This window comes from Shimia haliotis, assembly GCF_900114415.1.
Taxonomy (GTDB): domain Bacteria; phylum Pseudomonadota; class Alphaproteobacteria; order Rhodobacterales; family Rhodobacteraceae; genus Shimia; species Shimia haliotis.
The window spans coordinates 174,834-189,686 of the sequence record NZ_FOSZ01000003.1 but is presented as its reverse complement, the minus strand read 5'-3'; the positions used below and the strand labels follow the sequence as shown (position 1 = coordinate 189,686).

Genomic DNA, 14,853 nt, shown 5'->3' with positions numbered 1-14,853 from the left:
GCGAACCTTTGTTGGGCCCTTCACCCAAAGCATCACGCCCCATAGAGGTTCTTGTCATGCTTCTCGACAATCTTGGCAAAACGCCGCGCGAACCGCTCGTCCGCCTTGGCCTTCGCCTCCAGCACATCACGCGCAAACACCATGTGTTCCTCATGGGCTTCCATCATGTCCGCCATCTTCTGATTGGTCGCCGTACCAATCGCCGCCATCGAGGCCTGAGCCTCCTTGTCGGTCTCCACACCAATCTCGTTGATCCGGTGGGCGATGTCCTGCTGCTGCGCGGTCTTGAGCGATTTGGTCAACGCATCATAAAGCACCACGCGCTGCTTGGTGTCTGTCTGCAACTTGTTGATCAGCACCATCTGCGTCGCCGCTTGGTTTTGCAGACTATCAACCCATGTCTTGCCCTTCTCGATATAGCGCTCAAGCGTCTGGCTCTGCGCCAGCTTCACCTGCTCCTGCTGCACCATCTCGTTGTAAGCCTTGTTCAGGTCCGCCAACTCGGTCTCAAGCTTGGTACGCGCCGCCGCGTCCTGCTCCACTGAAATCTTGTTCTCAAGCGCGATGATCTTGGGATCCATGCCCAATATCTCCGCCCGCAGATTTTCCAGCTCACCCACAGTGAACTCGCGCTCATCCAATGTCTCGGTCAAGTTCGCCTCAACCCTCACCTTCTGCTCTTCCAACGTCGCCAACTGTCCTTCCAGCAGCTTGGTGATCACATCGGATTTCGCAATCAGGTCTTGCAACTTGTCATCGATATTGGCGGTCTTGATCCGCTCTGCGCGCATGCTCTCAGATTTGCCGCGGCTGAAAATACCGACAAAGCTTTCCCAGCCGGTCTTGTCCCGCATCTGGTCAAAGTCCTTGGAGAACGCCGACGTCACATCATCGAGCCCCATAATCAGTTCGGCAATATTGGCGTTCATCACCTCTGTGTGGGCATGCACGTCGTCCAGCGTCGCGTTCTCAATGTCGATCGCAACATCTTCGCCCGTCTTCATCTTGGACCGCGCCGCATCAATCCGGCCGGTCAACTCGGCAATCTTCGCCTGCGTTTCCTGAACCTGCGCCTGAGATTCCCGCACCTGCGCTTCAAAATTCGCCATGAAACACTCCCTCTTTTCAATTATTTGAGACTGATATGGGTAATGTTACGCCCATTTACATCAGCCTGCGCTGTAAATCCCGCAAAGTGTTGCAAATGCGCAAGACAAAAGAAAGGGCAGAGGCATTTACACTCCTAATTAGGAAGCCTCAGTCGGCGGCCGCGCCATGCGACGCCAATCCATTCCGCAGTTTGCGCAGATCCAGCAACAGCGACTTCAACTCTGCTTCAGGCATCCCCGTCGCCTGAGCAACACAGGTTCCAATGCCTTTCGCTTCCTTGCGCAAGGCGTCACCGGCCTCTGTCAAAGCAACGCGCACCCGACGCTCGTCCTCGGCATCCCGCACGCGCGTCACCAAACCGGCTTTCTCCAGTCGTTTCAGAAGTGGCGTCAATGTGCTGCTCTCCAGCCCCAACTGCCCGCCAATCCCGTTCACCGTCTGATCGTCCGTTTCCCAAAGTAGGATCATCACCAAGAACTGCGGATAGGTCAGGCCAAGCGGCGCCAAAAGCGTTTTATACAGCCGCGAAAACGCGTGTTCCGTGCTGTAGACCTCAAAACAAAGCATCTGGTCGAGGATGGAGCGGGGCGAGTCTGACATGGGTGTCTCCTTGTCAGCAAAATAAATCGCACACGATTAAATCGCAAGTCCTTGACGAATCGCACGCCACAAACTTACATCGCCAACAATTAAATCGCACACGACTTAAATGGAGACTCCCATGCTGAAAACGACCCTCTACACAACATCGGCTACCGCAACCGGAGGCCGCGAAGGCCGCGCGACCTCTGACGATGGCAATCTTGATGTGACGCTGTCCACACCCAAAGCGCTTGGCGGCGCGGGTGGCGACGGCACCAACCCCGAGCAGATGTTCGCGGCGGGCTATGCCGCTTGCTTTCTGTCGGCCATGAAGTTCATTGCAATGCAGCAGAAACTCGCCCTGCCCGAGGACGCCGCCGTGACCGCAACCGTCGGCATTGGCCCGCGCGAGGACATCGGTTTCGGCCTTGAAGTTGGCCTGAAAATCTCCCTGCCTGGCGTGGAAACAGCTGTCGCCGAGAAACTCGTGGAAACCGCCCACATCACCTGCCCCTACAGCCACGCCACCAAGGGCTCTCTGACCATCACGCCAGAACTGGCGTAACCCAACCCAAGGCCGCCCCTTTCCGGCGGCCTTGTTCCTTTGGTTCAACACGTTAGTGTCAGTTCCAAAGGAGACATCCCATGCGAACCGGCCCCAGAAACCTGATCACCGATGTCACCGGCTTGCTAGTCGGCAATGCGCAAGACGACGTCATCAAGACCGGCACCACGGTGTTGGTAGGGGACAGACCATTCACCTGCGGTGTCTCCGTCATGGGCGGCGCGCCTGGCACACGGGAAACCGACCTTTTGGCGCCAGACAAAACCGTTCAACAGGTGGACGCGCTGACACTCTCCGGTGGCTCTGCTTTCGGGCTGGATGCGTCCTCAGGCGTGGCCGATGCCCTGCGCAACCAAGGCCGCGGTTTTGCGGTGGGTGATCAAAACGTCCCGATCGTGCCGGGTGCGATCCTTTTTGACCTGCTCAACGGCGGCAACAAATCTTGGGCTGAAAACCCCTACAAATCTCTCGGGGCTGCGGCCCTCGACGCGGCCAATGTCGACTTTGCGCTCGGCTCCACCGGAGCGGGATGCGGCGCGACACTCGCCAGCCACAAAGGCGGGCTCGGCTCCGCGTCAGTTGTACTGCCTTCAGGCCACACAGTTGGCGCGCTGGTGGCGGTAAATGCCTTGGGCGACGCAAGCCCTGACGGCGGGCATTTCTGGGCGGCCCCATGGGAAATCGGCGATGAATTTGGCGGCAAAGGGTTGATGACCTCCGCGCCGTCCGACTGGCCCAAAACTAAACTCAGCGCCCACAACACCACCATCGCGATTGTAGCCACAGACGCCGACGTTTCGCAGGCCGTCTGCACCCGCATCGCCACCGCCGCCCACGACGGTGTGGCCCGCGCGTTGGTGCCTTCGCACACGCCAATGGATGGGGATCTGGTGTTTGCGGTTTCGACGAACACAAGGCCGCTAGAGAACGAGGCTGCCGATGCCCTGATGCTCGGCCACGCGGCGGCCACCTGCTTGGCGCGCGCAATTGCCCGCGGCGTTTGGGAAGCAACCCCTGCAAGCGGCGACCTATTGCCTTGCTTCAGGGACTAGTCGACCCCACTCGTCAGCCAAAAACCGCCTTGCACAAATCGCTCTGCGCATCCGCCAGCGCGTCGATCACGTCAAAATGGTGCTTGCCGCCCAATACAATCCGGTCAGCGCCCCACGCCTCGCACAACCATTCTGCCTGATCCAGAAACACCGGCCGCTCTGCCGCGCCAACCACAACCGTGACCTCAACTCCGTCCCGAGGTGCCATCAACGCGGGGCTTTCCGCCTGACACTCGGCGTCGTCCAGCCTCAAGTTTTCATTCATCGACGTGTTCATCAAAGGCCGCAGATCCGACACCGGTGAAATCGGCACAGATCGCACAACACGGTTAGCGACATCGTCAGACAACACCCCGGGGCACACCGCGCGGGCCACAAGATGTCCGCCTGCGGAATGCCCTGCCAACACAATCGGCCCTGCGACCTGCCCTGCCGCATGCGTGATGGCTGCAGCCACTTGCTGGGTGATCTCCGAAATGCGCGCCGTCGGTGCCAGATCATACGATGGCAAAGCGACCGCCCAGCCCAACTCCCGCGCACCGCGTGCAAAGGCACTCCACCACGATTTGTCAAAATTCAGCCAATACCCGCCGTGCACAAAGACAAACAACCCTTTGGGCGCCGACACAGGCAGGATCAGGTCATAGACGTTGCGCGCGCCTTTTCCATAGGCCACATCAACCTGCGCATCCACGGCCTCACGATATGCAGTCGCCTCTGCCGCCCAGCGATCAGGGAAGGCACTTGCACCCTCGATATAGGCCCCGTTGGCGTATGCGTCATCCCAATCCATGTCACTCTCCGCTTGGACTTGTCGCGCACTTTGAAGGACGGCGACGCCAACCGCAAACAGCTTATCCCGGCTTGGGCAATCGCCACCCATGCCACCGACGCAATACCGACACGATACCGACGTTTTTCATTTAGGGTCTTTCCGTCAAAGTCCGCGCCGCACCCAGACAAGCGCGAAATACCCCCCCACCAAAACGGTTGAGAAACTACCGGTGAAAATCAGAGCTTTCTGCAAGCCGATGGCATCCGCCAAAATCCCCATCATGCCGGCACCCAAAGCAGACCCACCCGCCGCAATTACGGCCCAAAGACTCATGACGCGACCCCGCATGTCGTCCTCCAGATCCAGCTGAATCGCTGTTTGCGTAGAGATCGCGGTCACGGTGGTGACAAACGACATCGCCGCCGCCACAACAAGCGCCAATTCCCACGTCTGTGCCGCGCCCAGAGCCACAACCATCACAAGACCGATCACGATGGCCAGACGCGTGGACAACGGCAGCCGTCCCGGCTCTTGCGGAGGCAACAAGGCTTGTGAAAACCCACCCAGGATCGCACCCACACCGGTGACACTCATCAAAAGCCCCAACCCGCTCGCGCCACGGTTAAAAACACCATCTGCAAGGGGGGGCAGAATTTCCAAAGCGCCCCGTGCGACGACCGCCAGAACGCCCGCTACAAACATTGCCTCTCGCACGGGCAAGGTTTGCCAGACAAACCGAACCCCCGTTGCTAAGGCCTTGAAAAAAGGCTCTTGTGCGCTGCCGGTATCGCGCCGCGGGCGCAATGTCAGGCGCGACAGAACCAGCAAATAGGGCAAGAACAAAAGCCATTGCACCAAAAGAGTATGCGCCACCCCAATCTGCGCGATCAGGACGCCGCCAACCGCTGGCCCGATCATCCGCGCGATGTTGAAATTGATGGCCACAATCGTCACCACCGATCCGACAAATTCACGCCGCACCAATCGCGGCGTCAATGCCATGCGAACCGGATGGTTGGCCGCCATCACAACGCCCAACAGCACCGAAAAACACATGAGTAAAAACGGCGTCGCGACATCTGCCGCAACCGCCAGCCACAAGGCTGCCGATAAGGCTGCATTCAGGGTTTGCACCACCAAAACCGCCCGTTTCACATTCATCCTGTCGACCCAGACACCAAAAAGCGGAGACAGAACGATCGAAGGCGCAAACATAAAGAACGCCACGGCCCCGACCAAAGTTGCGGAACCGGTCATGTCCCAAGCAAGCCAACCCACCGTGATCCGTTGCATCCAGATCGCCAGCAACCCAAAGGCCGATCCCGCCACATAGGCGCGAAAATTGCTCGATTTCAAAGCGCCAAGGTTCACGCGCCACTCCTTTTTGGGGATGAAACGCAACTGTGACCTGCGCCCCAGAGAACCGCAATCCCTGAACGCAAAACGCGCGCCCCGAGGGGGGACGCGCGTCTGACAACAAGGGAAGAATGTTGTGTCAGTATTCTAAGCTCAGTTGACGGCTTTGGCCTCAACCACGTCTTGTTCCACAGCTTCTGCCGCGCCGTTAGAAATCTCGATCCGGCGCGGCTTCAGCGCTTCGGGGATTTCACGCTGCAAGTCGATGTGCAACATACCATCTGTGTGGCTTGCGCCCGTCACGCGGACATGATCGGCAAGGTGGAAGCGACGCTCAAACGCACGGGTTGCGATGCCGCGGTGCAGATAGGTTTTCTCAGTGTCTTCCTGCCCCTTTTTTGCGGTCACAAGAAGCGCGTTCTCTTTAACTTCGATGCTCAGGTCATCGGAACCAAAACCGGCGACAGCCAGAGAAATCCGGTAGGCGTCGTCAGCGGTTTTTTCGATGTTGTAGGGCGGGTAGCTCGGCTGTGCGACATCATTGGTCAAAACCCGATCCATCAGGCTTGCAAGTTGGTCAAAGCCAACGGACGAACGGTACAGCGGTGCAAAATCATAAGTGCGCATAAGGTTATCCTTTACGTAAGCGACAACATATTTTGCCTTCCTCAACGGACAGGCGGTGTGTTTCAGGACCCGAGTTTGGCGTCCAGATACAGTGTCATTTGGGAAAGGATTTTGGGGTTTCAACCCCCATTGGGCCGTACAAATTTCGCGCCAGTGCTGTTGCGCTGCTGCAAAGGGGTTTGTGAGCGGATTGTCACCGGTGCGGGCTGTGCCATCACTGCCTGTACCTCTTCCAACGCAAAATCCAACGCCGTGGCCAAAGCCACCTTGTCGCCCTTAAGCTGCGCCTTTGCCGCGACGACAGACGCAATCTTAACCTCGTCGTTTTCCAGCAAAAACACTGGCGCGCCGCTGCTGCCGAAATCGATGTCACAACTCAGCACATACACGCCTCTCTGGCGTCCAAGAACCTCGCAGGCCTCTTGAAACGAAGGGGCAGCTTCTCGGCCAACAGCATAAGATACAACGCCGATCTTTGATCCCTTGCGCAAACGAGGCGCGGTCTCAAAGGGTTCAATACGGGTGTTTCGGATCGCGTGATGCAGCTCCAAAATCGCAAGGTCGTTTTGCGATCGCGTCATCAGGTCATCCTGTCCGAAGACGTAGTCCGGATGCACCGTCGCACGCCGAATGGTGCGATAGGCCTCGGCCCGTCCGTTGCGCCATCCAGCGCGAAATTCCATTTTCCCCAGATCAAATGCTTGCCCTGTGTGACGGTCAAACAGACAATGCGCAGCTGTCAGCACTTTGTCCGGTGCAATCAAAGCACCCGTGCAAAACCCGCGACCGTCAATTTCCAGTCGCCCAACCGCGCCCCAACCTTTGCCTTGCTCACCAGTTTCAAGACTGCGCAAGCCAGCCGTTTGCGCCGAAACACCGCTGGCCAGAAGGAAGACAAAAAACGTTGCAAAAAGCCGGATCAAGGTGCGCTCCTATCGGTAGTTGCACACAGAGCTACCGCCTCCTCTTGGCGGAATTGAGGCAGCACCTTGGCGCACTGGCTCAAATTAGCGCAGAATTGGGACCTCCGGCACGCGTTTGCCTGGCTCCGTCAGCGCAGGCGGCTGTGGCCCCCCTGTTGCCCAATCCAAAAGTTCCACCGTATGGACAATGGGCACCTCTGTTCCGGACCCGATCTGCATCATGCAACCGATGTTACCGGCCGCAATAATATCGGGGTTTTTTGCCTCCAAAGTGCGTATTTTGCGCTCCTTTAGTTTCCCGGAAATCTCGGGCTGCATCAGGTTGTAAGTCCCCGCCGAACCACAACACAGGTGGCTGTCCGCTGGCTCAACAACCGTAAATCCGGCACGTCTGAGAAGGTCTTTGGGGAAAGTCTTGATCTGCTGGCCATGCTGCAAGGAACACGCCGCATGATAGGCCACTACGGTTTCCTTGTCCGCACCTTCCGGCATGTCTAGTGTCATCAGCACTTCAGACACATCCATCGCAATCGCGCTCACCCGCGCAGCATCGTCGGCCAAAGCCTCATTGCGGAACATGTGGCCGTAGTCTTTCACCGTCGTGCCACACCCCGAGGTGTTAACCACAATCGCATCCAACCCATCGCCGTCCATTTCCGCACACCATGCGCGAATGTTTTTGGCCGCCGTCGCGTGGCTTTCGGAAGTCTTGCCCATATGATGCGTTAGCGCCCCGCAACACCCTGCCCCTTCGGCCACCACAACCTCGCAACCAAGCCGTGTCAGCAAGCGGATGGTTGCGTCATTAATGTCGGTGTTCAACGCTTTTTGCGCGCAGCCCGTCATCAACGCGACACGTTTCCTTCGTGGCACTTTGGGCGCAAAACTTTGAGGATCATCATTGCGGCTGACCGGCGGGATGGATTTCGGTGCCATGTCCAGCATCGCCTTCAATCGCGCGCCAGGCATCAGAAACTTGAAAGGCCGCCCGATCTTTGCCCCCAATAGCGCCAAGCGAAACCTTGTGGGGTAAGGTAGAATTTGCGCCAACATCCAGCGCAGTACGCGGTCTGACAGAGGCCTTGTATAGTTTTCCTCGATGTATTCGCGCGCGTGATCCACAAGATGCATATAATGCACCCCACTTGGACAGGTGGTCATACAGGCCAAACAGCTGAGACACCGATCCACATGCAGCACGGTTTTTTCATCTGGAACGCGCTCGTTCTCCAGCATGTCCTTGATCTGGTAAATGCGGCCGCGCGGGCTATCGAGTTCATCTCCGAGCACCTGATAGGTCGGGCATGTGGCGGTACAGAACCCGCAATGCACACAGGCCCGCAGTATCTCGTTTGCACGTTGGATGCCGGGATCTTCGAGTTGTTTTTCAGTAAATGTCGTCTGCATCAGGCAAAGCCTTTTTCTTCTGGTATCGGCGGGCGCACACATTCAAGCGCCTCGCGTTCGCACGCTCCAAAAGCACGGAAATTCTCCCGCGCCTCGTTCAAACAAGGCACATTTGCCCCTCCGCCGTAGTCCGGCTGAACGCGTTGAAGAAGGTCATCCTCCCAAAAGCACACCTCGCAAAGATCAAAATGCCCATAGCTCTCCAACGTAAGAAATCCGCAACAAGGACAGGCGATGCGGTCTTTGATCATGCCATCAATCCAGGATTCAGGATGCCTCTTGGATCAAACTTGGCCCGCAACCCCTTCGAAATCGCAGCAAGTGGTGCCGGCTCAGGGTGGAAGGACGAAAATGCACCGCCTCCCTTGATCAAGGAGGCGTGCCCGCCAAACCCCGCGAGCTGGTCGCGGACGTTCAATGTTTCCGAAACAACCGCCCAGATAAGCCCGCCGCCCCAATCACAAACCGCCTCGGGATTGCCCAGTTTCTCCAAGACGTTTGGCGCATCGCTGGGCTTCACAGAAATCCGCCACACCGCGCCCTCTCGGCCGATCAAAGGCCGCACATCTCTGACATCACTCCAAAGGGTCGCACTGCTGTCGGCCTCAACCACTGACCAACCGGCACAAGCGTCAGCCTGCAATTGACGGACCCGATAAGCGACAGACTCGGCCAGCCCCTCTACCCGCACCAAGGCCTTGCCACCATCCGAGATAAACGCCGCGCCACTCACGTCATAAGGCGATCCCAATGCCGCAGACAAAGCGCTCACGGCCGTCTTTGCGCTCACGCCATCCGCAACAAGCGTTGCCTCGGCTTCCGGCACGGCCTGCACCTTCAGGCTCACCTCAGACAAGACACCCAAAGTACCCCAGCTGCCCGCCATCAGCTTTACCAAATCATAGCCGGTGACATTTTTCATGACCCGTCCGCCATTCTTGATCACCCGTCCGGCGCCATCGACAAACCGGACGCCCAACAGACTGTCTCGACACGCGCCCACCTGAATGCGCCGCGGCCCGCTGGCATTCGCGGCCACCACGCCCCCGATGGTTGGAACACCGTCTGTTCCCAGCACTGCACGATGATCCATCGGCTCAAACGCCAAACGCTGATTTTCCGCACGCAATGCGTCTTCCACGGCCGTCAACGGCGTGCCAGCCTGCGCCACCAGGGTCAGCGCACCAGGCTCATAGAGCATCACACCACTTAATCCTTGCGTGCATACCACCTCGCCTGACCCAGCTTTGCCCACCGGCCGCGTCCCTCCGCCGCGAATCCGCAACGCGCCCTTTGCATCCGCAATCACGGCAGCCAGCTCAGCTTCACTTTTTGGAATCGTCATTTTCTTATTGGCCTCAAATACCTTGGGGTGAACTGGTCGCCCTGCGACCAAGAGGGGCAACGCCCTTTTTTGTATCTATTGCGCCGCCATCCGCCGCGCCGCGCTCGATGCCAATGGAAACACTTTTGCCGGATTCAAAAGCCATTTGGGATCAAAAACATCTTTGACCGCCATCTGAATATCGAGATCTTCGGTCGCATACTGATCGACCATTAAATCCCGCTTTTCGATCCCGACACCATGTTCGCCCGTCAAACAACCACCGACCTCAACGCACAGCCGCAATATGTCCGCGCCCATGGCCTCGCATTTCTCCAAATCACCGGGCTTGTTGGCATCAAACAAAATCAACGGATGCATGTTTCCATCACCGGCATGGAACACGTTGCCCACATCCAACCCGTAGTCCTTCGACAACTCGCTGATCCGTCGCAACACATACGGCAACTGGCTCACGGGTATGGTACCGTCCAAACACATGTAGTCATTGATTTGCCCCATCGCGCCAAAAGCAGACTTGCGCCCCAGCCAAATGCGCGCGCTTTCCTCTGCGCTGGTACTCTCTCGTAATTCCATAGGGTTATGCGTCCGCGCGATGGCCAGAATACGCTCTAACTGCGCATCGATTTCTGCCTCGGATCCCTCAACCTCGACAATCAGAAGAGCCTCACAGTCCGGATAGCCGGCACCCGCGAAAGCCTCGGTTGCCCTAATACAAGGCCGGTCCATGAATTCGATGGCCACGGGCAAGATACCGGCTTTGATGATGTCGCTGACGCACTGGCCCGCGACCTCGTTGTTGTCAAAACCCATGAGAACAGGGCGCGCACCCTCTGGCTTGTGCAAAATCCGCAAAGTTGCTTCTGTGACGACACCCAATTGACCTTCGGAGCCGCAAATCAGACCGAGCAAGTCAAGACCTGCGGCATCCAGATGTGCTCCGCCGATTTCCACGACCGCGCCATCCATCATAACCATTGTGACGCCCAAAAGGTTGTTGGTCGTTACCCCGTACTTGAGGCAATGCGCGCCACCGGAATTCATCGCAATGTTGCCCGCAATCGCGCAGGCCAACTGGCTGGAGGGGTCAGGGGCATAAAAAAAGTCCCTCTCCTCCACCGCGCCGGAAACACTCAGGTTTGTGCGTCCGGTCTGCACACGAATAAAGCGATTGGCATAGTCGGTTTCCAAAACCTCATTCATCCGCGCCACCCCGAGGATCACAGAATCCGCTGTGGGCATCGCGCCACCCGCCAGCGACGTTCCTGCACCCCGCGGCACGACCGGTACACCCTCTGCATGGCAGACCTTAAGCACCGCTGACACCTCTTGCGTAGAGGACGGCAATACGGCTGCGAGCGGCGGGCATTTGTAGGCAGTAAGTGCATCGCATTCATAAGCCCGTGTCTCGGCTTCATCCGAAATCACCGCATCAGCCGGCAACACCTCTCGCAGGCGTGCGACAATCCTGTCCTTGCGCGCCAGTATTGCGCGATCCGGGTCTGGCATTTGCATGGCTTGCCCCTCCTCAATAATTGGTAAACAAATATAACCAATTTTTCCCGCTGGCAAGTCTACAGTTCACCCGCTAGCTTGCAACTATGCTCTGGAACACCATTTCATCTCTGTTCACACCCTTTGATATCGCGGCTCTCGTGCTGATGGTTGTTGGCTGGCTTTCTGTCGGTTTTATCATTGAAAATCCGCCCCTTAGCCGACCTTCAGTGTCACAGATGATGGGGTTTTACCGGCGGGAATGGATGCTGCATCTGGTGGATCGCAATACTCGCGTATTTGACGCGCAGATCGTCGGCAACCTACGCCAAAGCACCGCATTTTTCGCCTCAACTTCGATGATTGCCATTGGCGGCTTGATCGCGCTGATGGGCAATGCGGCCAAGATTTCCGGTATCGCGCGTGACCTGACGCAAGTGCCGGAATCACAGGTAGAGATCGAACTCAAACTGGCCGTGATCCTTATCTTTCTGGCAAACGCCTTCCTGAAATTTGTGTGGTCCCACAGACTCTTTGGCTATTGCGCGATCCTTGTGGCCTCGGTGCCCAACGATGTCGGCCACCCGTCCGCCGTGGCGCGGGCTCAAAAGGCAGGGACCGTGAATGTCACTGCGTCGCGCAGCTTCAATCGCGGGCTTAGATCCGTGTATTTCGCCATGGCGTGTCTTGCATGGCTGTTTGGCGCGGGCGCCTTGATGGCCGCAACCGTGATCACGGTTATTGTCCTCGCCCGACGGGAATTCGCGTCCCAAAGCCGCGCAGCCCTGCTTCAGGAACCGCGCTAAATCCCGTTCTGCATAACATCGGTATCGCGTCGGTTTTTCGTCGGTGAGGCGCCATTCCTATTGCCAAAAATACCTTGGGGGAGCCGCAGCGCGCTGTGGCGCGGGCAAAGCCCCTCAAACACGATGATAGGGGGCGCCCGCCAAAATACTGGCAGCCCGATAAAGCTGCTCACTCAGCATCACGCGGGCCAGCATATGTGGCCAAACCATTTTACCAAAACTCAGTTTCGCATCAGCCTGCGCCCGCAACGCGGGATCGATTCCGTCAGCACCGCCGATCACGAACGCCAAATCTCCGCGTCCGTCGTCACGCCAACCGCCCAGCATGTTGGCAAAGTCCGGAGAACTCATCAGTTTGCCGCGTTCATCTAGCGCGCAGATGACGGCCCCCTTCGGGATCACACCCTGCAACAGCGGCGCCTCAGACGACATACCGCCGTTTTTTCGATCTTCCACCTCATGCATCGACACAGGACCAAGACCCAGCGCACGGCCGGTTCGGTCAAATCGGGTGAGGTAGTCATCAAGCAGATCGCGCTCGGGACCGGACCGCAGCCGACCCACGGCGCAGATGTGCACCTTTAGTGCCATGTCACTCTCCCTGACCGCCCTTGCAGGCGGTCAACCGGATCAGCAGATCATGCGTCGCCGCCAGGCATCCACATTTTTTCAAGCTGATAAAACTCCCGAACCTCGGGACGGAAGACATGCACGATCACATCGCCGGTGTCGATCAACACCCAGTCACCGGTTTCCTTGCCTTCGACCTTGGCGCCACGGCCAAAATCGGATTTCAGGCGTTCTACCAGTTTCTCGGCCATGGCGTTCACCTGACGCGAAGAGCGTCCGGAACAGATCACCATGTAATCGCCAATAGACGTCTTGCCGCGCAGATCAATCTGCACCACGTCTTCGGCTTTGTCTTCGTCGAGAGAGGAGAGGATGCGGGTCAGCAGTGCTTCGCTGGTCGCACCCGTATCATCCAACCCAGTGGCAGGATGGGGGTTTGCAGCCTTGGCCACGTCTGTGTTCAGAGACAGAAGTCTGCCCTCCTTATAACGCACCTGAAGGCCCCGGTGCCGGACATAAGTCAAGAATAGCACCCCCTGCCTCCATTCTCAATGAAAGGCAAGAGGCAGCGGCCGGTTCACGCCACAGAGAATGCGATTTTGTGTTCACAACACAGGAAGGGGCCCGCCCCTCTTGGCCTTCGGCCAATTCACCCCGAGGTATTTCAAGCAACGAGAAGTCAGGCTCAGGCCCCATCTTCTCCATCCAACATCCGCACCTCGCGCTGAGGGAACGGCAAGGAGATGCCATGCGCTTTGAAGGCATCCCAAAGCGCCAAATAGACGTTACCGCGGATGTTGGTCAGCCCACCTGTGGGGTCTTCGATCCAGAACCGCAGAATATAGTCGACGCTGCTGTCGCCAAAACCGGTGATATGGCAAACGGGCGTTTTCGGAAAATTCAGAACACGGCCGACCGACTGTGCGGCCTCAACTGCGATTTTGCGCACCAGATGCGGATCATCGCCGTAGGCGGTGCCAAAAAAGATATCGAGCCGCACATATTTGTCGGAGTGGGACCAGTTCACCACCTGATTGGTGATCAGATCTTCGTTCGGGATCAGGAATTCCTTACCGTCGCGTGTCACAACACTGACATAGCGTGCGCCAAGGGAGTTGATCCAACCGAAGGTTTCCCCAAGCGAGATCACGTCGCCGGGCTTGATGGATTTGTCCATCACGATGATCAAGCCCGACACGAGGTTGGAGACCACCTTTTGCAGGCCGAAGCCAAGACCCACGCCGATAAAGCCGGTGAGGAACGCCAGTCCTTTCAGATCAAACCCAATGATACGAAGCCCGACAAAAAACGCCGTTGTATAGAGCAGCACCTGAAGCAATTTGCCAAAGAGCACGCGCATTGAGGGCGAAATGTCCTGACTGCGTTTCAATCGAGCGTCCGCTTGCCGCGACAACAGGCGGGTTATTGCAAAGGTCAGCCCGAGCAAAACAACGGCCTGTGCGATCATCCATAGGGAGATGCGCGCTTCGCCAAAATTGATCGCCATGCTGTCCATGAGGCTGACAGCATCGTCGCGCAGACCCGTGATCACCAACGTAACCCAGATCCAAAGCCCATATCGAAGGAAGGCCCGCAGAGTCGGGTTGACCACAACCCGCAACACGATCACCACCACCAGCCACGACAGCGCAAGGCTGGCCAACATGGCAAGCAGGTAGGACCGACTGGGCCAGGTGACAGATTTCAGCACCCAGACCACGGCCCATATCAGAACGGTAAACAGAATAAGTGGCATCCGCCGATGCACCATTACTCCATACCGGTAGCGCAACTTTGACCAGCCTTCCCGTGTCTTGAGCCAATCATAAAAGCGCGGCTTCAGCACCGCCGACAGGACAAAAGCCAACAGCAGGAGAGCGAGGGCAATTCCGACCTGATAGGCGACCCAAGGACGGGTCAGACTTTCCATGAAGGACAGCACCCTGTCCCAGATGCCCAATGCAATTTCCGTTGTTGCCGGTGTGTCGCCTTGCTGCACAACATCCGCCACTTGGCGCTCCGCCCCAGCGATGCGGTCTAATTCCGAAGTTTGCCCTTCGGCGGTCAGTGTTGCGTCCTCTTCCATCCCCCTCACTTTGGCACGTTAATACCAATTGCGGCAACTTGAGCTTTATTGATGTTGCACAGAAGCGGGATGCGCTTGAAGGAATCTGTTGGAGGGTGTAGGTGGGGCGTGATGAAACGTATCTACGACATAGCCGACCGCGCCTTTTTGCCTTG

Annotated in this window: 16 protein-coding genes; 3 read left to right on the top strand and 13 right to left on the bottom strand. The window is 57.5% G+C overall.

Going from position 1 to position 14,853, the window contains the following annotated elements; genetic code table 11:
- Positions 1–32 precede the first annotated feature (32 nt).
- Together BM069_RS09120 and BM069_RS09115 are read right to left on the bottom strand one after the other, a co-directional pair.
- Complete coding sequence (locus BM069_RS09120; RefSeq protein ID WP_093323120.1) at positions 33–1,109, bottom strand: coiled-coil domain-containing protein; 1,077 nt, start codon at positions 1,107–1,109, stop codon at positions 33–35.
- Positions 1,110–1,257: 148 nt separating this feature from the next.
- Positions 1,258–1,710, bottom strand: coding sequence for a MarR family winged helix-turn-helix transcriptional regulator (locus BM069_RS09115; RefSeq protein ID WP_093323119.1), 453 nt, complete (start codon positions 1,708–1,710; stop codon positions 1,258–1,260).
- 121 nt (positions 1,711–1,831) lie between these two features.
- Between BM069_RS09115 and BM069_RS09110 the strand changes: the two genes are divergently transcribed.
- Entirely contained in the window at positions 1,832–2,257 is a 426-nt protein-coding gene (locus tag BM069_RS09110) for an organic hydroperoxide resistance protein (protein WP_093323117.1), read from the top strand.
- An 80-nt stretch (positions 2,258–2,337) separates the two neighbouring features.
- Entirely contained in the window at positions 2,338–3,309 is a 972-nt protein-coding gene (locus tag BM069_RS09105) for a P1 family peptidase (RefSeq protein ID WP_093323116.1), read from the top strand.
- Positions 3,310–3,322: 13 nt separating this feature from the next.
- Here the strand turns inward: BM069_RS09105 and BM069_RS09100 are convergent, their stop codons facing one another.
- The 8 genes from BM069_RS09100 to BM069_RS09065 all read right to left on the bottom strand — a co-directional run bounded on the left by BM069_RS09100 (position 3,323) and on the right by BM069_RS09065 (position 11,257).
- A complete protein-coding gene (locus tag BM069_RS09100; protein ID WP_093323557.1) occupies positions 3,323–4,102 on the bottom strand; it encodes an alpha/beta hydrolase in 780 nt (259 codons plus the stop codon).
- Between the two features lie 144 nt (positions 4,103–4,246).
- The gene (locus BM069_RS09095; RefSeq protein WP_170846717.1) at positions 4,247–5,455 is read right to left on the bottom strand and encodes an MFS transporter; all 1,209 of its coding nucleotides are present in this window, start codon (positions 5,453–5,455) and stop codon (positions 4,247–4,249) included.
- 138 nt (positions 5,456–5,593) lie between these two features.
- A complete protein-coding gene (locus BM069_RS09090) occupies positions 5,594–6,067 on the bottom strand; it encodes an Hsp20 family protein (RefSeq protein ID WP_093323113.1) in 474 nt (157 codons plus the stop codon).
- 119 nt (positions 6,068–6,186) lie between these two features.
- A complete protein-coding gene (locus tag BM069_RS09085) occupies positions 6,187–6,990 on the bottom strand; it encodes a trypsin-like serine peptidase (protein ID WP_244503582.1) in 804 nt (267 codons plus the stop codon).
- A gap of 84 nt (positions 6,991–7,074) precedes the next feature.
- Positions 7,075–8,397: a glycolate oxidase subunit GlcF gene (gene glcF, locus BM069_RS09080; RefSeq protein ID WP_093323111.1), complete on the bottom strand. Its 1,323-nt coding sequence runs from the start codon at positions 8,395–8,397 to the stop codon at positions 7,075–7,077.
- A complete protein-coding gene (locus tag BM069_RS20205) occupies positions 8,397–8,648 on the bottom strand; it encodes a CPCC family cysteine-rich protein (RefSeq protein ID WP_093323110.1) in 252 nt (83 codons plus the stop codon). The genes glcF and BM069_RS20205 overlap by 1 nt, the downstream gene beginning before the upstream one ends.
- Positions 8,645–9,742 (bottom strand): FAD-binding protein, encoded by a 1,098-nt coding sequence (locus BM069_RS09070; RefSeq protein ID WP_093323108.1) that lies wholly within the window; start codon positions 9,740–9,742, stop codon positions 8,645–8,647. Before BM069_RS09070 ends, BM069_RS20205 begins: the two co-directional genes overlap by 4 nt.
- A gap of 75 nt (positions 9,743–9,817) precedes the next feature.
- Entirely contained in the window at positions 9,818–11,257 is a 1,440-nt protein-coding gene (locus BM069_RS09065) for an FAD-linked oxidase C-terminal domain-containing protein (protein ID WP_093323106.1), read from the bottom strand.
- A gap of 86 nt (positions 11,258–11,343) precedes the next feature.
- Here BM069_RS09065 and BM069_RS09060 point away from each other — a divergent pair, with 86 nt between their 5' ends.
- Entirely contained in the window at positions 11,344–12,042 is a 699-nt protein-coding gene (locus BM069_RS09060) for a DUF599 domain-containing protein (protein WP_093323104.1), read from the top strand.
- Positions 12,043–12,156: 114 nt separating this feature from the next.
- Here the strand turns inward: BM069_RS09060 and rlmH are convergent, their stop codons facing one another.
- From rlmH to BM069_RS09045, 3 genes are all read right to left on the bottom strand, one after another.
- Positions 12,157–12,633: a 23S rRNA (pseudouridine(1915)-N(3))-methyltransferase RlmH gene (rlmH, locus tag BM069_RS09055; protein WP_093323102.1), complete on the bottom strand. Its 477-nt coding sequence runs from the start codon at positions 12,631–12,633 to the stop codon at positions 12,157–12,159.
- A 47-nt stretch (positions 12,634–12,680) separates the two neighbouring features.
- Positions 12,681–13,064: a ribosome silencing factor gene (gene rsfS / locus BM069_RS09050; protein ID WP_425288679.1), complete on the bottom strand. Its 384-nt coding sequence runs from the start codon at positions 13,062–13,064 to the stop codon at positions 12,681–12,683.
- A gap of 233 nt (positions 13,065–13,297) precedes the next feature.
- Complete coding sequence (locus BM069_RS09045; protein ID WP_093323100.1) at positions 13,298–14,698, bottom strand: mechanosensitive ion channel family protein; 1,401 nt, start codon at positions 14,696–14,698, stop codon at positions 13,298–13,300.
- Positions 14,699–14,853 lie beyond the last annotated feature (155 nt).